The 21,177-nt window shown below is 72.9% G+C and carries 14 protein-coding genes and 1 tRNA gene; 5 read left to right on the plus strand and 10 right to left on the minus strand.

All coding sequences use genetic code 11. The features are described 5' to 3' along the window. Positions 1 to 110: 110 nt before the first annotated feature. The 4 genes from C1N91_RS12535 to C1N91_RS12550 all read right to left on the minus strand — a co-directional run bounded on the left by C1N91_RS12535 (position 111) and on the right by C1N91_RS12550 (position 4,452). Entirely contained in the window at positions 111 to 1,502 is a 1,392-nt protein-coding gene (locus C1N91_RS12535) for a purine-cytosine permease family protein (protein WP_217496429.1), read from the minus strand. Between the two features lie 228 nt (positions 1,503 to 1,730). Continuing rightward, a tRNA-Arg gene (locus C1N91_RS12540) sits at positions 1,731 to 1,803 on the minus strand. A 112-nt stretch (positions 1,804 to 1,915) separates the two neighbouring features. Continuing rightward, a complete protein-coding gene (locus tag C1N91_RS12545) occupies positions 1,916 to 2,701 on the minus strand; it encodes a dienelactone hydrolase family protein (protein ID WP_254678248.1) in 786 nt (261 codons plus the stop codon). 326 nt (positions 2,702 to 3,027) lie between these two features. Then, the gene (locus C1N91_RS12550) at positions 3,028 to 4,452 is read right to left on the minus strand and encodes a glucose-6-phosphate dehydrogenase (RefSeq protein WP_137767981.1); all 1,425 of its coding nucleotides are present in this window, start codon (positions 4,450 to 4,452) and stop codon (positions 3,028 to 3,030) included. A gap of 81 nt (positions 4,453 to 4,533) precedes the next feature. On the opposite strand from C1N91_RS12550, the gene C1N91_RS12555 reads away from it, so the two are divergent. From C1N91_RS12555 to C1N91_RS12565, 3 genes are all read left to right on the plus strand, one after another. Then, a complete protein-coding gene (locus C1N91_RS12555; RefSeq protein ID WP_137767982.1) occupies positions 4,534 to 5,703 on the plus strand; it encodes a Gfo/Idh/MocA family protein in 1,170 nt (389 codons plus the stop codon). A gap of 49 nt (positions 5,704 to 5,752) precedes the next feature. Continuing rightward, positions 5,753 to 7,567: a thiamine pyrophosphate-requiring protein gene (locus C1N91_RS12560; protein ID WP_137767983.1), complete on the plus strand. Its 1,815-nt coding sequence runs from the start codon at positions 5,753 to 5,755 to the stop codon at positions 7,565 to 7,567. Between the two features lie 123 nt (positions 7,568 to 7,690). Continuing rightward, positions 7,691 to 10,006, plus strand: coding sequence for a bifunctional metallophosphatase/5'-nucleotidase (locus C1N91_RS12565; RefSeq protein ID WP_137767984.1), 2,316 nt, complete (start codon positions 7,691 to 7,693; stop codon positions 10,004 to 10,006). Positions 10,007 to 10,262: 256 nt separating this feature from the next. Here the strand turns inward: C1N91_RS12565 and C1N91_RS12570 are convergent, their stop codons facing one another. From C1N91_RS12570 to efeU, 3 genes are read right to left on the minus strand one after another with little or no spacing between them, the layout of a single operon-like run. After that, positions 10,263 to 11,540, minus strand: a complete 1,278-nt coding sequence (locus tag C1N91_RS12570) for a Dyp-type peroxidase (protein WP_137767985.1) — start codon at positions 11,538 to 11,540, stop codon at positions 10,263 to 10,265. Further along, on the minus strand, positions 11,537 to 12,784 hold the full coding sequence (efeO, locus tag C1N91_RS12575; protein WP_137767986.1) for an iron uptake system protein EfeO: 1,248 nt from the start codon (positions 12,782 to 12,784) through the stop codon (positions 11,537 to 11,539). The genes C1N91_RS12570 and efeO overlap by 4 nt, the downstream gene beginning before the upstream one ends. Then, entirely contained in the window at positions 12,771 to 14,360 is a 1,590-nt protein-coding gene (efeU, locus tag C1N91_RS12580) for an iron uptake transporter permease EfeU (RefSeq protein ID WP_137767987.1), read from the minus strand. The genes efeO and efeU overlap by 14 nt, the downstream gene beginning before the upstream one ends. Positions 14,361 to 14,429: 69 nt before the next feature. Here efeU and C1N91_RS12585 point away from each other — a divergent pair, with 69 nt between their 5' ends. Beyond that, positions 14,430 to 15,203, plus strand: coding sequence for a trimeric intracellular cation channel family protein (locus tag C1N91_RS12585; protein ID WP_137767988.1), 774 nt, complete (start codon positions 14,430 to 14,432; stop codon positions 15,201 to 15,203). 335 nt (positions 15,204 to 15,538) lie between these two features. Further along, positions 15,539 to 16,147 (plus strand): TetR/AcrR family transcriptional regulator, encoded by a 609-nt coding sequence (locus C1N91_RS12590; RefSeq protein WP_175416014.1) that lies wholly within the window; start codon positions 15,539 to 15,541, stop codon positions 16,145 to 16,147. Positions 16,148 to 16,244: 97 nt separating this feature from the next. Here the strand turns inward: C1N91_RS12590 and C1N91_RS12595 are convergent, their stop codons facing one another. The 3 genes from C1N91_RS12595 to C1N91_RS12605 are packed head-to-tail and all read right to left on the minus strand — an operon-like array spanning position 16,245 to position 20,922. Further along, entirely contained in the window at positions 16,245 to 18,602 is a 2,358-nt protein-coding gene (locus C1N91_RS12595) for a transglutaminase family protein (RefSeq protein WP_137767990.1), read from the minus strand. Next, positions 18,599 to 19,930: a DUF58 domain-containing protein gene (locus C1N91_RS12600; RefSeq protein WP_137767991.1), complete on the minus strand. Its 1,332-nt coding sequence runs from the start codon at positions 19,928 to 19,930 to the stop codon at positions 18,599 to 18,601. Before C1N91_RS12600 ends, C1N91_RS12595 begins: the two co-directional genes overlap by 4 nt. Continuing rightward, the gene (locus tag C1N91_RS12605) at positions 19,930 to 20,922 is read right to left on the minus strand and encodes an AAA family ATPase (protein ID WP_137767992.1); all 993 of its coding nucleotides are present in this window, start codon (positions 20,920 to 20,922) and stop codon (positions 19,930 to 19,932) included. The genes C1N91_RS12600 and C1N91_RS12605 overlap by 1 nt, the downstream gene beginning before the upstream one ends. Positions 20,923 to 21,177 lie beyond the last annotated feature (255 nt).

Raw genomic sequence — 21,177 nt, forward strand, 5'->3', positions numbered from 1 at the left:
GTGGTGCTGGAGCGGGTGTCGGGCCGACCGTGCCGTGTCCGGATCAGGGTGCCGCGGCACGGTCGGCGACGAGGTGGCGGTCGGCGAGGGGGGACTGCCGACCGCCGGCTTCAGGGGGCCGGCGCGGGGGCGGGCGCGGCCGCCGGGGCCTCGCTCGTCGCGCCGTCACCGACCGCGGCCGGTGCCTGCTCGGTGCGGCTGACCCCGACCCCACGGACCCACCCGGCCTTGCCGGCGATCACGTAGAGCACGAAGGCGATGACGACCGAGTTGATCGACGGGATGCCGACGGCCACGAAGTAGCCGACCAGTGCCGCGACCGCCCAGATGACGAGCGTGGCGGGGACCCAGGTCGGGCTGGTCGCCGGCAGGCCCTCGCTCTCGCTGAGCTCGCGACGCCAGCGCTTCACGACGAAGTACTCGGCGACCATGATCCCGGCGATCGGCGGGAACACGACGCCCAGCACGATGAGGAACGGGGTGAACGCGTCGAGGAACCCGACCGCGGCGAGCACCGAGCCGACGACACCGAGCACGAGGGTGACGACACCGCGGTTCACCTTGCGGCCGAACACCACGTCGATGAAGTTCGTGACGCCGAGGCTCGAGCTGTAGATGTTCCAGTCGTTGATCTTGAACGTGCCGAGCAGGATCACGAGGATGCCGACCCAGCCGACGCTCGAGGTGATGACCCGGGTGATGTCGGACGACCCGACGGCGTGGGCGAGCAGCACACCCGCGAGCCCGATGACGTACTCCCCCAGGGTGACGCCGAGCGCGGTCTGCTTGACCACGTCACCGACGGAGCGGTTGAAGCGGGTCATGTCGGGCGTGATGACCGCGCCGACGATGAACCCGCCCGCGACCAGGGTCGTGCCTGCGACGAAGCTCAGCTCGGGGCCGGCCGGGGCCTTCGCGGCGAGCTCGGCGATCGAGTGCTTGCTCAGCTCGACGACCACCGCCCAGCCGACCAGGATCAGGAACAGCGGCACGGTGATGTTCGCGAGCCACTGCATCGAGTGGAACCCGCGGAGCACGATCGCGGTGACGAGCAGGCCGAACACGAGCGACCACGCCCACGCGGGGAGGATCGGCAGGATCGCGACGAGGCCGGCGGCGGAGACGCCCGACTGGATGCCGAACCAGCCGATCAGGCTCAGGCCGATCGCCAGACCGACCAGTGCCGAACCGGCCTTGCCGAACCCGGTCCACCGCGCGATGACCGACGTGTTGAGGCCCTCGCGCATGCCGATGATGCCGACGAAGACCGACACGATCTCCAGGATCACGGCGCCGAGGGTGATCGCCCAGAACGCCTGCCAGAAGCCCATGCCGAACCCGAGGGTGGCGCCGAGCAGGAACTGGGACAGGGCGGAGATCTGCCCGAAGCGCTGCACGGCGACCTGGAACCAGCCGTAGCGGGCGGAGGCGGGGACACGGGACAGGGAGTGGTCGTCGACGACGACGGACGGGGCTGGTGGTGCTGACGCTGCACTGGCCATCGGATGCTCCTGGGGGAAGGGGTGCCGGTCGGGGCGACCGGGTTGCGGCAACCGTAGTGACGACCCAGGAGCGGGTGTACGTGCAGGATGTCGTTACGGGCAGGTGAATCCGTGCAGGATGCACAGGGTCCCGCCTGGGAGCACGACGGCCGCAGACCAGGACCCGGCACGCTCGAACCCCGGGAACGACGAAGGCCCCGCCGCAGTGCGACGGGGCCTTCTCAGATGTGCGCTCGAAGGGACTCGAACCCCCAACCTTCTGATCCGTAGTCAGATGCTCTATCCATTGAGCTACGAGCGCATCCGGTCTTCCGACCGATGCTGGCCTTGCGGCCGTGGAAGACTCTACAACAGGTGCGGCGCGGAACGCGAATCGAACCCTGTCGCACCGAGCCCTCGGCGTGTCGCGGCGCTCACACCACGGTCGACTCCTCGTCGAACACCTCGGCCAGGAACACCTGCAGCGCCTGCCACGAGCGACGGTCGGCGCGCTCCTGGTACTGCGCCCCGTGGTCCGGTGCATCGGTGCCCGGCACGGCGAACGCGTGCATCGCGCCCGAGTAGGTCACGACCTGCCAGTCGACCGACGGCACGGCGCGCATCTCGTCCTGCCACTCGGCGACCTTGGTGTCCGGCACCATCGGGTCCGCTCCCCCGGTGAGCACCAGCAGCTTCGCCCGGATCGCGGACGCGTCCGACGGCTCGTGCACGATGAGTCCACCGTGGAACGACACCGCACCGACCAGGTCGGCGCCGGTACGGGCGAGTTCGATCGCGCCCGAGCCACCGAAGCAGTACCCCATCACGACGATGCGGGAGTGGTCGACGTCGGGGTCCTCGCGCAGGCGGTCGAGCCCGGCCGTCAGCCGCGCGCGGAACAGCGGCAGGTCCTGGTAGTACGAGCCGGCGACCTGTCCAGCGGTGTCGTCGCCGGGGCGGACGCCCTCGCCGTACACGTCGGCGCCGAACGCGACGTAGCCCAGCCGGGCGAGCATGGTCACCCGGGCCTCGACGTGCTCGTTGACGCCGTGCCAGTCGTGGACCACGAGGACGGCCGGGCGCGGGCCCGACACGGCGTGGTCCTTCGCCAGGACACCGAGGAGCGCCGTGCCCTCGTGGTCGTAGCGGACGGGCTCGACGCGGACGTCGGAACCGGCGGGAGCGGGGACGGTGGACAGGACGTCGTCGGTGGTCTTCACGTCACCGGACGCTACGCCGCCGTGCCGTCGTGCCGTCGAGACGCCACTCATCTGCCGAGACGCCGCAGCCCCGAGATGCCCTGGGACACCCCGGGCCGCCTGAGACGCCGCGAACTGCGCGAGACGCCGCCGGATCCGACGGCGTCTCAGCGGGTCGCGGGCGTCTCGCACGCACGCCGGCGTCTCGCACGCACGCCGCCGTCTCGCGGCCACCGCGGTGTCGCCGCGCAACCAGCGGACGGACGGGAGGCGCGTGGCGGGCCCGCCACGCGCCTCCCGTCCGACAGGGCGTCAGCGGACCGACACGGCAGCCCGCCGCGACGGCGTCAGCAGTCGATGTTGTCCCAGCTGTCGGGACCGGCGGACCCGGCCGCGTACTCGTCGAGCGGCGCCTTCCCGTCGCGCCACGCCTGCAGGAACGGCTCGACGACCCGCCACCCCTGCACCGCGCTGTCGCCGCGCACCGACAGCGTCGCATCGCCCTCGAGCACCCCGGCCAGGACCTCGCCGTACGCGCTGAGCCGACCCGGGTTGAAGGTCACCGACAGGGCCGTGTGGTCGATCGTGTACGGGTCGCCGGGGCCGTTCACGTTGAGCTCGAGCTGCATCTCGTCCGGGGCGATCCAGATCCGGAGCTTGTCCGGACGCTCGGCCCCGGTCAGCCCGTTCGGCACGTGCGGCGAGTCCTTGAAGGTGATGACGATCTCGCGGCGCTGCTGCTCGAGCGCCTTGCCGGAGCGGAGCGTGAACGGCACGCCTGCCCAGCGCCAGTTCGCGACCTCGAGGGTCAGCTGCGCGAGGGTCTCGGTGCCGAGCGACGGGTCGACGCCGTCCTCGTCGACGTACGACGGCAGCGACCGGTCGCCGACCGTGCCCGCCGTGTACCGGGCGCGCTTCCCGGCCGCGACGACGTCCCCGCCCCACGGCCGCACGGCACGGAGCACGAGTTCCTTCTGCGTGCGGAGGTCGTCGGCATCGATGGACGCGGGGGCCTCCATCGCGACGACGGCCATCACCTGGAGCAGGTGGCTCTGGATCATGTCGACCAGGGCACCGGCCTTGTCGTAGTAGCGTGCACGGCCCTCGAGCCCGAGGGTCTCGTCGTAGACGATGTCGACGCGGTCGACGTGCGCCGAGGACAGCAGCGGCTCGATGATGCGGTTCGCGAAGCGGAGCCCGAGCAGGTTGAGGACCGTGGAGCGGCCGAGGAAGTGGTCGACGCGGTGGATCCGTTCTTCGGGCAGGAACGAGTGCAGCAGGTCGTTGAGGTGCTCGGCGCTCTCGGCGTCGGTGCCGAAGGGCTTCTCGAGCGCGAGGCGCGTGCCACCGGGTAGGTCGAGGTCCTCGAGGACGGCGCAGCTCTTCTCGGTCACGGCCGGCGGCAGCGCGAAGTAGATCGCCGGGTCGTGGTCGCAGGCCGCCAGGAGCGCCTTCAGGTCGTCTGCGTCGGTGACGTCGGCCTTGCGGTACGTCGAGGCGTTCACCACGTCGACCAGCCGCTTGCTGAGCTTCTCGCCGCCGTCCTGCGCGCCCTCGTCCTCCTCGTTCTTCGAGGCCTGCGCGTTCTCGAACGACGTCCGTACCTGCGCCTTCCAGTCCTCGTCCGAGATGTCCTCGACACCGGCCCCGACGAGCTGGACGTCCCAGTCGTCCTTGACCTCGAGCAGGGTGGCGAGACCGGGCAGCAGCAGTCGTTTGGACAGGTCGCCGCTGGCTCCGAGGATGAGCAGGCTGGTCTGGAGGCTCGACATGCCCCCGACGGTACTCACGCGTCCCGGCGCGTGGCCGGGTTGCATCGGTACGGTGGGTCCAGTCCGGCGCGAGGGAGCACCATGAGCAGTGGGTACGGAGGGCGGCGCATCCGCGTCGCCGTCATCGGCACCGGGATGATCGCCGGGGTGCACGCCCGGGCCGCTCGGGCAGCGGGCGCCGAGGTCGTCGGGGTGCTCGGCCGGACGCCGTCCCGTTCGGAGCAGGTCGCCGCACAGCTCGACGTGCCCCGCGGCTACGGCTCGCTCGACGAGGTGATCGCCGACGCGCCCGACGTCGTGCACGTCTGCACGCCGAACGACCAGCACCACCCGCAGTCGATGGCGGTGATCCGCGCGGGCATCAACGTCGTGTGCGAGAAGCCGCTCGCGATCAGCGCCGCGCAGGCCGCCGAGCTGGTGGACGCCGCGGACGAGGCCGGCGTCGTCGCGACCGTGCCGTTCGTCTACCGGTACCACCCCGTCGTGCGGGAGATCCGCGCGCGGATCGCCGCCGGGGAGCTCGGACGGCTGCTCGCGGTGCACGGCCACTACCTGCAGGACTGGATGCTCGACGAGGACGCCTCGAGCTGGCGCGTCGACGCCGGCGCCGGCGGGGTGTCCCGGGCCTTCGCGGACATCGGCTCGCACTGGTGCGACCTGGTCGAGTTCGTCACCGGCGAGCCGTTCGCGTCCGTCAGCGCAGCGACCGACATCGTCTACCCGACCCGGCCGGCGGCGTCCGGCCCGTCGTTCTCCGGCTCCCCCGACCCGGACCCGGTGGCGGACGCCGGGCAGCGGGCGGAGGTCACCACGGAGGACACCGCGGTCGCGACCTTCCGGACCGGCACCGGACGCATCGGCAACGTCGTCGTCTCGCAGGTCGCGGCCGGGCGGAAGAACCGGCTGTGGTTCGAGGTCGACGGGACGCTCGGGTCGGCGGCGTTCGACCAGGAGCAGCCCGAGTCGGCGTGGTTCGGCAACGAGCGCGGTGCGCAGATCGTGGTCAGGGACCCCTCCCTCGGGTTCCCCGACCAGCGTCGCCTCGCGGTCGTGCCGGCCGGGCACCCGCAGGGGTACCTCGACGCCTTCGCGGCGTTCGTGGCCGACACCTACGCGGCGGTCCGCGCGGAGGGCGACCGTTCGGCCTGGCCCGACGGGCTGCCCACCTTCGCCGACGGTGCCCGCGCGGCGTCCGTCATCGAGAACGTGGTCGCGAGCGCCTCCGACGGCACCTGGCGCCCGATCCCCTGATCCGCTCCCGACCTGAGGGCGTACAGGAAGCGGCGAGCACGGTGGGTGCATGAGCACGACCGTGAGCGACTTCGTCATCGACCGCATCAAGGCATGGGGCGTCTCGCGCGTCTTCGGCTACCCCGGGGACGGGATCGGTGCGTTCGACGGGGCCCTCGGCAAGGCGGACGGCAGCGAGCGCGAGCTCGAGTACGTCCGCCCGACGCACGAGGAGATCGCCGCGCTGATGGCGACCGCGCACGCGAAGTTCACCGGCGAGGTCGGGGTCTGCGTCGCGACGTCGAGCCCGGGTGCCTTCCACCTGCTCAACGGCCTGTACGACGCGCAGATGGACAACCAGCCAGTCGTCGCGATCATCGGCCAGCAGGGTCTCGCCTCGATCGGCAGCTTCACGCAGCAGGAGTCGAACCTCGAGCGCGTGTTCGCCGACGTCGCCTGCTACGTGGAGACCGTCGCCACCCCGGACGCCGTCGGCGTCGTCGTCGACACGGCCTTCCGCACCGCGATGCTCCGGAAGCAGCCGGCCGTCGTCGTGCTCCCCCACGACGTGCAGGCGATGGCGTACGAGGCCCCGGCCGCCGAGCACTGGGTGTCCCGGTCGAGCGACGTCGCCCCGTCGACCCGGATCGTGCCGCCGCAGGACCAGATCGCACGCTTCGCCGAGATCCTGAACGCCGGCGAGCGCGTGACCTTCCTGGTCGGTGCCGGCGCACGCGGCGCCACGGACCTGGTGCTCGAGGCCGCCGAGAAGACCGGCGCCGGCATCATCACGGCGCTCCGCGGCAAGGACGTCGTGCCCTCCGACGTGCCGTACCACACGCAGCAGGTCGGGCTCCTCGGCTCCCGCCCGAGCCTGACGCAGATCAAGGAGTGCGACACGATCGTGCTCCTCGGCTCGAACTACCCCTACGGCGAGTACCTGCCCGCCTCCGGCCAAGCACGCGGCGTGCAGGTCGACATCAAGCCCGAGCAGATGGGCCTGCGGTACCCGACCGAGCTCAACCTGTGGGGAGACGTCGGCGCGACGCTGCAGGCGGTCATGCCGCTGCTCCGCGACAGGAAGGACACCGCGTGGCAGGACAGGCTCGCCGGCGAGATGCGCGAGTGGGAGGCGGAGATGCACCGCCAGGCCGAGGTGGCCTACGACGACGGCGTCAACCCGCGGCGCGTCATCCACGCCGTGAACGAGCGGCTCCCCGAGGGCGTCACGGTCACCTGCGACGCCGGGACCACGGCCGACTGGTACGGCCACCACATCCGGCTCCGCCGTGGCATGCACGGCGACATGTCCGGCCGGCTCGCGACGATGCTCGCGGCGATGCCCTACGCCGTCACCGCGAAGTTCGCGTTCCCGGACGCCCCGGCGGTGTGCACCATCGGCGACGGCGCGTTCCAGATGCTCGGCATGAACGAGCTCATCACGGTCAAGAAGTACATGGCCCAGTGGCCGAACCAGCAGCTCGTCATCGTGGTCATGCACAACGACGACCTCGGCCAGGTCTCGTGGGAGATGCGCACCGAGGACGGCAACCCGATGTGGTCCGGCTCGCAGGACGTCGAGTCGATGGACTACGCCGGGTACGCCAGACTGCTCGGCTTCGAGGGCATCGCCGTCCGCGGTGACGACGAGGTCGAGGCAGCGGTCGAACGGGCGTTCGCGAACCCCGGCGTGACGCTCATCGACGCGTACGTCAGCCGCAACGTGCCGCCGCTCCCCCCGCACATCACCGCCGAGTACGCGGTGAACACCGCGAAGAGCCTGCTGAAGGGCGACCCGGCGGAACTCGGCGTGATCAAGGACTCGGCGAAGGCGATGGCCGCCGAGGCCGTCGAGCGGGTGAAGGGCGCTCTGGGGCGCGACTGACGTGTGACCGGGTCGGGATCTGTCCCCCGAACGAGAGGAACGTCCCCCGTGGTGTGAACAACACGTGACGTGTTGTGGCAACACCTGGCGCGTTGCCTGTGCGGTTTCGTAGGTTCAGCGCCGATGAACGCTCACACTCCCCCGCGTCGCCGGCGCCTGGCCGGGGCCTCCGCCCTGGTCGCCGCCGGCGTCCTCACCGCCCTCACCGTTCCCTCTGCCGCCCTCGCCGCCGAGGGTGACACCACGATCGACCTGTACAACGTCAACGACTTCCACGGCCGCATCGCGAAGTCGCTCAACACTCCGCCGCGGGACGGCGACGCTGCCGGCGCCGCCACCCTCGCCGGTGCACTGGAGCAGCTCCGCGGCGCCGACCCGTCGACCTCCGCCTTCGTCAGCTCCGGCGACAACATCGGTGGCTCGACCTTCGAGTCGTTCATCCAGGACGACCAGCCGACGATCGACGTCCTCAACCAGATGGACCTGTCGGTCAGCGCCATCGGCAACCACGAGCTCGACAAGGGTCAGGACGACCTGCGCGACCGCGTGATCGGTGGCCAGGGCGAGGGCGTCCGTGCGGCGCAGTGGGACTACGTCTCCGCGAACATCCTCGACTCGGCCACGGGCAAGCCCGCGTTCCAGCCGTACTCGATCCAGGAGATCAGCGGCAAGCGCGTCGGCTTCATCGGCGCGACGGTGGACCTGATCGGCCAGGGCCTCGTCGCCCCGGACGGCATCGCCGGGCTCGAGATGGGCGACATCACGACCGAGGTGAACAAGGTCGCCACCCAGCTCACCGACGGTGACACGGCGAACGACGAGGCCGACGTGCTCGTGCTGCTCGTGCACGACGGTGCGGAGGGCACCACGAAGCCGAGTCCGAGCGACGACTCCGACTTCGCTCGCGCGGTCTACGGCGTCACCCCGAAGGTCTCGGCGATCCTGTCCGCCCACACGCACCAGACCTACGCGTACTCGATCGTCCCGACCGGCGGCACCGTCGCCCGTCCGGTGATCCAGACCGGCTCGTACGGCTTCAACCTCGGCCACGTGCGGCTCACCGTCGCGGCCGATGGCTCCGTCACCGCCGCAGCGCCCGAGAACCTGCGCCTGGTCGACGGGACCTACACGCCCGACCCCGCCGTCCAGGCCACCGTCGACGCCGCGGTCAAGGAGGCCGACCGTCTCGGTGCCGTCGAGCTCGGCACGATCGACCGCGACCTGAAGCGCGCCGTGCAGTCGAACGGTTCCGAGAACCGGGGCGGCGAGTCCACCCTCGGCAACTTCGTCGCCGAGGTCCAGCGCGACCAGACGCAGCGCCAGGGCTCGCAGATCGCCTTCATGAACCCGGGCGGCCTCCGGGCCGACATCGCCTCCGGTGCGGTCACCTACAAGGAGGCCGCGGTCGTCCAGCCGTTCGCGAACACGCTCGTCGTGCTCGACCTGACCGGGGACCAGATCCGCCGCGCCCTCGAGCAGCAGTGGCAGCCGTCCACCGCGAGCCGCCCGTTCCTCAAGCTCGGCGCGTCCGCGGGCTTCGCGTACACGTACGACCCGCTGGCCGCCCCCGGCGAGCGCATCACGGGCATGACGCTCGACGGCGAGCCGATCGCGGCCGACCGCACGTACAAGGTCACCGTGAACTCGTTCCTCGCGACCGGCGGCGACAACTTCGGTGCCTTCAAGGAGGCCGCTGTCAAGCAGGACAGCGGCATGGTCGACCTCGAGGCACAGGTCCAGTACTTCCGCGAGCACCCGACCGTCGCGGTCCAGGAGGACCAGCGATCGGTCGGCGTCCGGGTCTCCGAGGCACCCGACGGAGGCTTCGGCCCCGGTGATGCCGTCCGCATCGACCTGTCGTCCCTGACCTTCAGCAACGCGGCCGACCAGGGCGGCACCGTCTCGGTCAGCGCCGGCGGCCAGGAGCTCGCGACCGCAGAGATCGACCCGACCGTCGTGGACACCACGGACGAGCAGGGTCGTGCGACCCTCGACTTCACCGTGCCGGGCGCCCCGGCCACGGGCTCGGAGCCGACCGCCGCAGCCCGCGTCGCGGCCCTCGCTGCGCCGACCGCGACGACCGACGAGCCGCTCGTCGTCACCCTGCCGAACGGTCAGACGATCACCCTCGCGGTGACGATCCCGGTCGAGACGGCTGCGGAGCCGGAGCCGACCGACCCCGGCGCCGGTGACCCCACCGACCCGGGCACGCCGGGTGCAGGGACGCCGGGTGCGGGAACCCCGAGCGCCGGCGCCCCCGTCGGCGGCGTCTCGGACGGCGGCCGACCGGGCGCCGCCAGCGGCGACCTGGCGTTCACGGGTGCCGACCTGGTGGTCCCGGGGATCGCTGCCGGCGTCCTGCTGCTCGCCGGCGCCGTGGCACTCGTGCTCGCACGCCGGAAGCGCGCCGTCGAGGAGGCGCCGGTCCTGACGGACTGACACCGCGCCTCCAGGCCGCACGGCGCACGACGGGCCGCCCCACCTGGTGGGGCGGCCCGTTCCGCTCTCTGTTCCCGCGCGGACACCGCTCGACACCAGACGAGCGAGGTACGCTCCCCCTTGTCGCATCGCGACGCGTCGCGCCGGGTCGTTCCCCCCAGGGGGTGGACGGTGGTTCCGTCCGCCGGACTCCGCGGCGCGGGTGCTCTCCGTCTCCAGGGAAACGACGGAGGGCACCCACCTCGGCCTCCAGGGCTCAGTGGAAGAGCTGCTCCCCGATGTACGAGCCCTTCCGCGGCGCCGGCGGCACGGCGAAGACGCCGGACCCGATGTGCGACACGTACTCGTTCAGGCGGTCGGACGCCCCGAGCCTCCGCTGCAGCGTCGTGAAGTGCTCCGGGTCGTTCACGAACGCCGCGAAGAGCAACCCGGCGTCGAGCTGGCCGTACTGGTTCAGTCCGTCCGTGTAGTTGTACCCGCGGCGCAGGATCTTCACGCCGCCGTTGTTCTCGTGTGCGGCGAGGGCAACGTGCGAGCGCGCGTCGATCGCGGTCCCGCCCTCGGTGCCGTGCGGCGCCCGGGCATGGAAGTCCGGCGTCGTGTGCTCGGCCCCACCGGACAGGGGCCCGCCCTCGACCTTCGTCCGACCGAACACGCGCTGCTGGTCGCTGACGACGTCGGCGTCCCACGTCTCGAGGTTCATCCGGATCTTCCGGACCACCTGGTAGGTGCCACCGGCCATCCACCCGGCGTCGTCGTCGAGCCACACGAAGCGGTCGTACTCGTCGTCCGTGGTGATGTTCCGGGTACCGTCCTTGAACCCCATCAGGTTGCGGGGCGTCGACTGCGTCGGACCGGCCGAGGCGCGCCCGAACCCGATGACGGTCCACCGCACGGTCGCGGTCCCGCGGGCCATCCGCGCCAGGTCCCGGACGGCGTGGTACGCCACCTGCGGGTCGTCGGCACAGGCCTGCAGGGACAGGTCCCCACCGGTCAGCTGCTCGTCGAGGGCGTCACTCGGCAGGGTCGGGATCGCCGCGAGGTGCGCGGGACGCTTCGCCGCCAGACCGAACCGCTCGTCGAAGACCCCTGGGCCGAGTCCGACGGTGACGGTGAGCGACGCCGGGCCGAGGTCGAGTGCCTCGCCCGTGTCGGCACCGACGCCGTCGCCGTGCGCGGGTTCGACGCTGCCGATCGTCCGGCCGGCCTGCAGCTGTGCGATCGCGGCGGACCAGCGCGCGAGCAGGACCTGCAGCTCGGTCGCGGTCGACGCCGTCAGGTCGAACACCATGAAGACGCAGTGCCGCTGCGGCGTCGTGCGGATCCCGCCCTGCGGCTGCCGGGCGGCGGTCGCGTAGAACGGGACCGACTGCGACAGGTCGATCGACTCGTCGCCGTTCGCGGCCGCCGTGAACGGGTCGACCCCGGTCGCGACGGCCGACCCGGCGACGCCCGCGACGGCACCGACGCCCGCACCGGCGGCTGCGAGCCCGGCGCCGATGAGCCCGCGTCGGGAGAAACGGGACGCGGTCACGCCGTCGCGACCTTCTCGGCCAGGCGGGACAGCGGGTCCTGCAGCGCCTGGACCTGCTGCGAGATCCGGTTGGCGTCCTTCGCCTTCGCAGCGGCGTCCCACGTGGCGAAGCCGCCGAGCGAGTCCGCGTCGCGGAAGCCGTCCATCAGCGTGTTCGTGGTGTCGAACTGCGCGGCGATCTGCTTCGTCAGCGCCGGGTCCACCTTCGTCAGACCGGGCTTGAGGTACGCGAAGGCCTGTCGGGCGCCCTCGACGTTCGCGGCGAGGTCGACGAGGTCGATGTGGCTGTACGCCTCCTCCTCCCCGGTGATCTTGTTCGACTGGACCTCCTCGAGCAGCCCCGCGGCACCGTTCGCCAGGTCCTCGGGCTTGTACTCGATCGACGGCACGCGCTTCGCCAGGAGCTCGACGTCGGCGGTGAGCGCCGCGGCCGTCTGCTTCGTCGACGCGGTGATCGCGCCGGTCTCGAAGAGGTCCTTCTCGACGGCGTGGAAGCCGCTCCAACCGACGGCGTCGTCGAGGTTGGACGCGCGCATGTCGATCAGGTAGTCGAGGTTGCCGGCGTTGTCGGTGGCCGAGAAGCCCTTCTTGACGAAGCCGTCGACGTCGCTCTCCACGTGCTCGTAGAACGGACGGGCGGCGGCGTAGTCCTTCTTCGCCGCATCGAGGTCGCCCGCGTCGACGTCGTGCTGCAGCTGCTGCACCGCCGCGACCATGTCGGTCACCTGCCCGTCGACGTAGGTCGCGTAGCCCTTCGCACCGTCGGCCAGCAGGGTCGCCGCACTGCTGTTCGCGGTCGAGGCGGCCTTGCCCGTGACGGTGAAGTCGGTGAGCTCGCGCTCCGCACCGGGGCAGTACACCTGGTACTTCCCCCCGCCCAGCGTGGCGGTGAACCGGACGGCGTCGAGCCCGGGGGCCAGGTTCTCCTTCTCACCCAGGATGCGCTGGTCCTGCAGGAGCTCCACCTCGGTGATGGCGGTGGACGACTCGTTGTGCACCGTGAACGTGACGGGGCCCGCGGGGACCGTCGTGGTCGACACGGCGCAGGCGTCGGAGCCGTCGTTCGTCAGGGTGATCGTGACGCGGGAGACCTTCCCGCTGCTCGACGCGTCGTCGGCGGGCGAGCCGGCCGAGCAGCCGGTCAGGGCGAGGGTGGTGACGGCGCCGAGGGCGCCGAGGACGATCAGGGGGCGGGCGACGCGGGGTCGGGCGGCCAGGGGGCGTGCGGTCCTACCGAACGGCATGGTCGAGGCTCCTTGCAGGGACGTCGGCGGGCGGTCCGCGCGACGGGTCGGTTCCGGGGGTGGTGGTCGGTGGGGCGACCGCACGCCGGCGGTCGCGGAGGGCGAGCAGCGCCTGGACGGCGGCGGCGGCGAGGAGAACTGCTGGCAGCCAGGTGTCCCAGAGCCGCAACTCGGCAGCACGGGTCCGGGCGGCGGCCAGGTCCGCGGCCGTACGGTCGACACGGTCGGTCGGCACCGCCCAGACCGAGCGTCCCAGCGTCGTGGTCCGAGCGGCCGGGAGGCCCCCACCGCTCAGCGTGAGCACGTCGCGTTCCGAGCGGGTCGCGTCCAGGACGCCCCCACCGACGGTCGTCAGGGCGACGGTGTCGCGGACGGCCCAGCGGGCCGTGAACGGCCCCGGGTTCGTGCTCGGCGAGATACCGACGGGGACCCGACCGAACAGGCCGACCAGGTCGTCGAGCGTCAGCGAGGTGGGGCGGTCGGTCGCCGGGACGTCCTCGGTGACCTGCCAGCGGTCGGCGGCGACGCCCGAGCGGGTGACGCGACGGTGGGCCGACGCGGGGAGGGTGATTCGTGCCTCCCGGCCGGCGCCCGCGACGCGGAGGACGGCGGCCGCACCGTCGACGTCGGCCGTGACGGAGCGTGCGTCCCCGGAGACCGCGGTCGTGCGCGGCAGGTCGACGCCCGCGCTCGGGACGGCCAGCGCCAGGACGACCGCCGCGGCCGCGAGTCCGGCGGCGACCAGCGAGCGGGCCAGCGGGACGCGGGCCGTCGACGGACGCCAGCGGCGCGGCCAGACCGCGATCGCCAGGACCGGGACGACGTAGAGCAGCCAGCCGGCCACCTCGATCACGCGGGGGTCGGCGGGGATGCCGAGCACACCGGTGACGAGCGCGCCGCGCAGCGACCCGTTCGGGGCGAGCCAGCCGAGGTCGACGGTGCGCTGCTGGCCGATGACGATCCAGCCCGCCTCGTGCGCGTGCCGCAGCGCGGTCAGGACGAGGCCGCCGGCGACGAAGACGAGGAAGACGCCGGTGCCGGTGAAGAAGCGGCCGAGGTCGAGGCGGACACCACCCGTGTAGATGCCGTACCCGATCGCGACGGCGACGGCGATGCCGATCACCGCACCGAGGGCGGCCGAGCCGGTGTCGGACGAGGCCTGGAAGGTGGCGAGGAGGAAGACCGAGGTCTCGAAGCCCTCCTTGAGGACGGCGAGGAACGCCATGCCGGCGAGGGCCCACGCGGTGCCCTGTCCGAGCGCGGCCGAGGCGCTGGCCTGCAGGTCCCGCGAGAGGGTGCGCGCGTGGGTGCGCATCCAGACGATCATGCCGGTGACGAAGACCACGGCGACGGCACCGATGATCGTCTCCATGCCCTCCTGCTGGGCCTGCGGCAGGGCCTGCTCGACGAGCTGCAGCCCGAAGCCGACGGCGATGCTCAGCGCGACCGCGAGCCCGACCCCGGCCCACATCGGGGCGAGGGGCGCGCGGTTGCGACGGAGGAACGCGGCGATGATGCCGACGATGAGCGTCGCTTCGAGGCCTTCGCGGAGGCCGATGACGAGGGTGGCGATCATGGCGAAGGTGAGGCTAACCTAACCAGCCCGCGGCTCGCCACTCCCGCGACGTGGGGTTTGATTGTTCTCATGAACGTGCTGACCCCGGAGGCCCTGGCGTCGGTCACCGACGTGCTCGACCTCGCCGGGGTGTTCGCGTCGGCGCTGCTCGGCGGATCGCTCGCACGCACGATGGACTTCGACCTGTTCGGGTTCCTCGTGGTCGGGTTCGTCTCCGGACTCGGCGGCGGCATGCTCCGCGACACCCTGCTGCAGAACGGCCCACCGGTCGCGCTCGTCGACCCGCTGTACCTACCGGTGGCGATCGCTGGCGCGCTGGTCGCGTTCCTCGTGTCGTTCTCGGAGCTCACCTGGGACCGGCTCTTCACCGTGCTCGACGCCGCCGTCATCGGGTTCTGGTCCGTGGTCGGGGTCCAGCGCACCTTCGACGCCGGGCTCGGCTGGCCGGCCGCGATCATCATGGGCACGATCACCGCGGTCGGCGGCGGCGCGATGCGCGACCTGCTGCTCCGGCGCGTGCCCGCGGTGTTCGGCGGCAACGCGCTGTACGCGACCGTGGCCGTCGCCGCGTCGGCGGTGATGGTGGTCGCGTCGTACCTCGGGTCGCCGTCGATCGGGATCATCGCCGCCATCGTGCTGTCGCTCGGGCTCCGGTACGGCGCCGTCAAGCGCGGGTGGGGGCTGCCGAACGGTCGCGACTGGCAGCCGAAGTCGACGCTCGGCGCACTGCTGCAGCGCGGCCGGCGGCTCCGACCGGACGCGATCCGGCTGCTCCGACGTCCCGGCCGCCGGACCGGCCGCGGTGCCGTGCGGAGCGACCGGGACACGCCCGACGACGCCTGAGCCGCCCGCGACCGCAGCGCCGTGACGACGGTGCACCGCCCGCCCCGGACGACCGGACCGGCGTCATCGGGGCACCCGCGAGGTACCATCGCTACCGCCGGGTATCGACCCGGTGACCACCGTCCTCGACGCACCGACACGACCCGAACGTGGCGGTCCACCGAGCGACGGGGCCGGGGGCCCAGCTGGTGCCGCGCGTGATGTCGACGCGCGGCTCGGCAGGTCTCCGAGGACCGCACCGTCAGCGGGTGCGGCACGGCCCGTGCGCCACCGACGCGCGGGGATCGACCGGACGGCGCACCACCGTCCACGACGACGATCACGGACCAGGACCAATGAGCGACGACGCCTCCTCCCCCACCCCCAGGACGCCCCGCGCCGAGGTGCGCGAACGACTGCTCGTCGCCGGAGCGGACGTGTTCGCCGAGTCCGGCGTGCACGGTGCCCGGCTCGACGACGTCGCCGCACGCGCCGGCTTCAGCAAGGGCGCCGTGTACTCGAACTTCTCGTCGAAGCAGGACCTCGTCGCGCAGGTCATGCAGCGTTCGACGAACCGGATCCTGGCGGCGCTGCAGGAGGTCGTGCGCGAGGACGTCGCCGCCACGAGCATCGCCGACGTCGTCCGGGCGGCCTTCGGGCGGTACGACCAGGGCCGGCAGTTCGCCCTCGTCTCGGAGCTCCGTGGGTACGCCCTGCGGCACCCGGAGTTCATGCCGGAGTTCGTCCGGCAGCGCCGCGAGCTGCAGGACGGCGTGCTCGACCTGGTGCGCCTGTGGTTCGGCGCGCACCCGGAGGTCGAGCCGGGCATGCCGCTCGAGGACTTCGCCGTGCTGCTCGTCGGCGCCAACGTGGGGATCGTCTTCGATGGGCCGGCGCTGCCCGGGGTGAACCCGGGCGACGTCATCGCGAGCCTGGTCGACGCGGTGGTGCGCCCAGGGCGCTGAGGCGCGCGGCGCTGACGCGCGGCGCTGACGCGCGGCGCGCGCAGTGGCGGCGGTCGGCGGCGCTGCCCGCGCGGCCGGCCGCCGCCACGCACGGCGCCTAGGCCGTGCGGCGGCTCCGCCGGCCCTCGTGGGACCAGGCGGACGAGGGCAGCAGGCTCGGCGGGAACAGGCGTGCCCGGACCACGCGGGCCCGCGGAACGGACGCGTCGAGGACGACCCGCGCCTCCAGGACGGCCCGCCGGAGCGCACCGGTGTCCACGCTCGCCGCACCGTCCGCGGCGAAGCGCTCGACGTCGACCGCGTCGACGATGCTCGTCAGGTGCGGGAGGACGGCCGCGGGCACGGCGTCCGTCAGTCGACCGAGCACGGCACGCGCTGTGCGGGCCGCCGCAGCGGCGTCGCCCGGCGGCGCCAGCCCCGGGGCGTACCCGTGGTCGGCGACGTCGTCGAGCACCTCGCGCCAGGCGTTCAGGGCGGGCGAGCGCCCGGCACGCACGGCGGCGAGCCGACGCCGCCGACGCACGACGCGGACGACCCCCGGAGCGACGAGCACGGCGAGGAGGAGCAGCAGCCCGACCGCCAGACCGGCGGCTCCCGGACCGTCGGAGCCGCCCGACGCGGCCGCGGCGCTCGGTTCGGTCGACGCCGAGGGGGTCGGGGTCGGCGAGGCCTCGGCGGGTGCGGTCTCACCCGGGGCCGGCAGCGGGGTCTCGGACGGCGCCGGTGCTGCCGTGGCGGACGACTCGGTCCCCGCCTGGGCCGCGGCGTCGGAGCTCGGGGTGGGCTCGAAGGACACCCACCCGGCACCACGGATGTACAGCTCGGGCCACGAGTGCAGCTGACGGTTCGAGACCGTGTACTCGCCGTCCTCGGTCTGGTCGCTGCTGGCCCGGTACCCGACCGCGATGCGCGACGGGATCCCGAGCGTGCGGGCCATCACCGCCATCGACGACGCGAAGTGCACGCAGTACCCCTGGCGGACGCGCAGGAACGTGTCGATCACGTCCATGCTGTCGCCGTCGTAGCCCTGCTCGACCGGGGCCGTCTCGGAGTAGGTGAAGAGGTCGCTCCGGAACCACTGCTCGAGTGCACGAGCCCTGGCGTAGTCGTTCGGCAGACCGCCGGCCACACGCTGGGCAGCCGCGCGGATGTCGCGGGGGAGGTCCTTCGGCAGCGCCAGGTCGGTGCGCAGCTGGGCGTCGCTCGGCGCCGTGAAGCCCCGGCCGTCGGTCCGCCCGAGGATCCCGCTCGCGGCGATCGCGTCGAGGTACTCCCCCGACCACGTCGAGGCGCCGAACACCTGGTACGTCGAGCCGCGCTGGGTCACGGGACCGGTCGAGCGGACCGTGTTCGAGTCCCCCATCCAGCGCCACTGCGACAGGTCGAGGTTCGTCGACTGCGACTCGACGGACACGGCGCCGCCCGGCACGGGCAGGTAGTTGCTCGACAGGCCGCTGATCCGGATCGTCAGGTCGCCGCGGCTGGCCAGGCGCGGGTTCACGCCGACCGCCCACTGCTGCTGGTCCGCGGTCTCCGCGTCGCTGGCATCGGTCACCGTCGGTACCCAGTCACCGGTGCCGAACTCGTCGAGGTCGGCGAGCTTGAGGTACTCCGGCTGCCCGTCGGCGGTCCGGTAGCGGAACACCTCGAGCTCGTTCGGCTGGCGCAGGTCGCGGCCGAGTTCGAGCAGCGTGCCGGGACGACCGGGCTGGATCGGCGCCTGCAGGGCACCGGTGACCCCGGACAGCCAGCTGGCGTTGATCGGGACGAGCACCGGGAGCCCGACGGCGACGACGAGTCCGATGGCCCCCACGACGGCGGCCGGGAAGGCTCGTTGCACCGGGCGGACGGACAGCCACAGGAGCCCGAGGAACGCGATGCCGACCAGGACGACGAGCACCGGCGACGCGGCCTCCCCGGTCACGACGCCGGGGACGATGAGCACGACGAGCGCGGGGACGGCGGCGAGCGCGACCGTCGGGGCGATCGCGGCGAGGAACAGGGACACCCCGGCGACCCAGCCGATCGCGATGGTGACGATCAGCCGGATCGCGTCGCTCTGCGGCAACGGCGCGGGGTTCAGCCGGATGGCGGCGAGCGCCTCGCCGAGCGCGCCCTGCCGGTCGAGCCACCCGAGCGGGGGCACGTCGTTGGCGACGGCGGCCACGCAGGACCCGACCACCAGCGCGACGACGAGGGCGATGAAGCGCACGCCGGGCGCCCGACGGCGGACGGCGAGGACGACGGCGACGAGCACGGCGGCGAAGACCACGCCGGACACCCACCAGGCGGTGCCCTGCACGAGCGGACGCATCGACAGCGCCGCGATCAGGACCGGGAGCGGCGCGAGGGCGACGACCCAGGGGCCGGGGGCGTCGGAGCGCTCGGCCGGACGCCCTGGGCGCTCGGTGCCCGCGGGTGTCCGGACCCGGTCCGCCGTCGAGGTCCCGCTCACCGGGTGCTCCCCTGCGACCGGGCGCCTGCGACGGGCACCACGAGGGTGCGCCACCCGGCGCGGTCGAGGATGCCGCGCACCAGGGGGTCCGGCGGCACGATCGTGGCGAGGATGCCCCGGCTCGAACCGCTCGTCGCGGCGACGAGCTCCGCGGCCTGCTCGGCGGTGCAGCGGCCGGTGACGACGGCGGTCATGCCGTGCACGTCGCGCCCGTGCACCTCCGGCAGGACCTCGGTGACGGGACGGGCGTCCGACCGGAGCCGGACGTCGGCGAGCCCGACGAGCACGTCGGTCAGACTGCCGGCGTCGCCGGAGTGCCGATCCGCCCGCGGGGTGTCGTCGCTCACGAGCACCACGCGCGAGGTCCGCGCGCTGAGCGCCCGGGCGACGCTCGCGGCGACGACGACCGCGTGCTCGAAGGCGGCGTCGCCACCGAGGTCGCTGAGCTCGGCGAGGTCGTCGCGACCGAGTGCCTGGTACGACTCGCGTCGGACGTCGATCGCGATGACGGCTTCGGGCGGTTGCGCCTGGGTGGTCTGACGGACGTGGAGCTCACCGCGTCGGGCGCTCTGGGCCCAGTGCACGCGCCGGATCGGGTCGCCCTGGCGGTACGGCCGGAGTTCGCTGTCGTCGGCGGAACCGCCCTGACCGACACGGCCCTCGTCGGCGGAGACGGCACCTGCGAGCGCCCCGGTGTCGATCGCCCCGAGGGTGGTGGACGCGGGGACGATCACGAGTTCCTCGGCGGGGACGACGGGCCGGTCGATCCGGAGCAGCCCGAACGGGTCCTCGACGCGGATGGTCACCGGGCCGACCAGGGTCCGGCCGCGGTGCATCGCCAGGGCCTCGACGTCGAGCACCGCCGGCGGTTCGTTCGGACCGACCAGCGCGTAGGTCTCGGCGTCGGACACGCTGACCAGGGCGTCCTCGAGCTGCTCCCGCACAAGCAGCGTCGTCCGCGGTCCGATCGGCAGCGAGGTCCCCCGCAGGGTGATCCGCTCGCGGTGCACCTCGCCGACCTGCACGACCGCGCGGGCCGTCGACCGGGTGGCGCGCAGGGGCGCCGCGACGACGAGTGCCATCACGATGCCGAGCACGAGCAGCACGAGCAGCAGCAGTCCCGCGGAGACGGCGATGCTCGTCGTGGCGACGAGCCCGCCGCCGACCAGGGCGATCCCCGACCCGAGCACCGTCCACCCCCTCGCCGTCGGCCGCGGGAACGGCGTGCGGCGGAGCATGGCCGCTCCGCGCCGACCGGTGCGGAGCGCCCACGACCGCACCGCGCCGGCACGCAGCGCGGTCGTCGAGGGCCCTCTGCCGTCGGGCATCAGGAGCGGACGGCGGCCGAGGCGAAGGGCACGGCGGTGTCGGACACGATCCGGACGACCACGTCGCGGGCGGTGTCCTCGGCACCCCCGCCGAGGCCGCGGGCGACCGGGACGAGCCGGTGGGACAGGATCACCGGCGCGAGGTGGGCGACGTCGTCGGGGGTGACGAACGCGCGGCCGAGCAGCGCGGCGTGGGCACGGGCGGCCTGGGCCAGGTGCAGGGTCGCGCGGGGGCTCGCGCCGAGCACGAGGTCCGGGTGCGACCGGGTGGCGCGGACGATCGCGACGATGTACGCCTCGACGTCGGGGGCGACGTGCACCCCGCGGACCGCGTGCACGATCGCGCGCAGCGTCTGGACGTCGACGATCGGTCGGAGCGAGGACAGCGGGTCGCGGGTCCCGCGCGCAGCGAGCATCTGACGCTCGGCGTCGGCGCTGGGGTAGCCCATCGCGATGCGTGCCATGAACCGGTCGCGCTGGGCCTCGGGCAGCGGGTAGGTGCCCTCCATGTCGATCGGGTTCTGCGTCGCCACGATCATGAACGGCGACTCGAGCGGCCGCGTGACACCGTCGACGGTGACCTGCGCCTCGGCCATCGCCTCGAGCAGGGCCGACTGGGTCTTCGGGCTGGTGCGGTTGATCTCGTCGCCGATCACGACGTTCGCGAACACCGGGCCGGGCGAGAACCGGAAGGTGCCCGACGACTGGTCGTAGATGTTCACGCCGGTGACGTCGGACGGGAGCATGTCCGAGGTGAACTGGATGCGGTTGACCGTGCCGCCGACCGAGGCGCCGAGCGCCTTCGCGAGCACGGTCTTGCCGACGCCGGGGACGTCCTCGACGAGCAGGTGGCCCTCGGCGAGCATCACCGTGAAGGCGGTGCGGATGGCGTCGACCTTGCCGTCCACCACGGTGGAGACGGCAGCGACGACGTCGTCACCCACCGCCCGGACGTGCTCGATCGGGAAGGCTCGGTCGGTGTGGTCCGGCACGCAGGCCTCCTCGTCTCGGGACAGGTGTCGTGCATGCTACAACGGCGCGGTGACAGCCACCGGGGGATGCGTCACCGATCATCCGGAAGGCACACCCGGACGCGGCCACGGGACGGACGGGAGGCGCGCGGCGGGCCCGCCACGCGCCTCCCGTCCGCCCGTCCGCACCTCAGGACGCCGGTCGCCCGACCGCGTCCGTCGCGTGCTCGTCCGGACCGCCCGCGTCCGCGATGGCTCCTGCCGTCCGGGCGGGCG

The organism is Curtobacterium sp. SGAir0471, assembly GCF_005490985.1.
In the GTDB taxonomy this organism is placed as follows: domain Bacteria; phylum Actinomycetota; class Actinomycetes; order Actinomycetales; family Microbacteriaceae; genus Curtobacterium.

Coding starts and splice junctions, on each gene's coding strand:
- C1N91_RS12535 (WP_217496429.1), bottom strand. CDS start 1,502: ATGGCCAGTGCAGCGTCAGCACCACCAGCCCCGTCCGTCGTCGTCGAC.
- C1N91_RS12550 (WP_137767981.1), bottom strand. CDS start 4,452: ATGTCGAGCCTCCAGACCAGCCTGCTCATCCTCGGAGCCAGCGGCGAC.
- C1N91_RS12555 (WP_137767982.1), top strand. CDS start 4,534: ATGAGCAGTGGGTACGGAGGGCGGCGCATCCGCGTCGCCGTCATCGGC.
- C1N91_RS12560 (WP_137767983.1), top strand. CDS start 5,753: ATGAGCACGACCGTGAGCGACTTCGTCATCGACCGCATCAAGGCATGG.
- C1N91_RS12565 (WP_137767984.1), top strand. CDS start 7,691: ATGAACGCTCACACTCCCCCGCGTCGCCGGCGCCTGGCCGGGGCCTCC.
- efeO (WP_137767986.1), bottom strand. CDS start 12,784: ATGCCGTTCGGTAGGACCGCACGCCCCCTGGCCGCCCGACCCCGCGTC.
- efeU (WP_137767987.1), bottom strand. CDS start 14,360: ATGATCGCCACCCTCGTCATCGGCCTCCGCGAAGGCCTCGAAGCGACG.
- C1N91_RS12585 (WP_137767988.1), top strand. CDS start 14,430: ATGAACGTGCTGACCCCGGAGGCCCTGGCGTCGGTCACCGACGTGCTC.
- C1N91_RS12590 (WP_175416014.1), top strand. CDS start 15,539: ATGAGCGACGACGCCTCCTCCCCCACCCCCAGGACGCCCCGCGCCGAG.
- C1N91_RS12600 (WP_137767991.1), bottom strand. CDS start 19,930: ATGCCCGACGGCAGAGGGCCCTCGACGACCGCGCTGCGTGCCGGCGCG.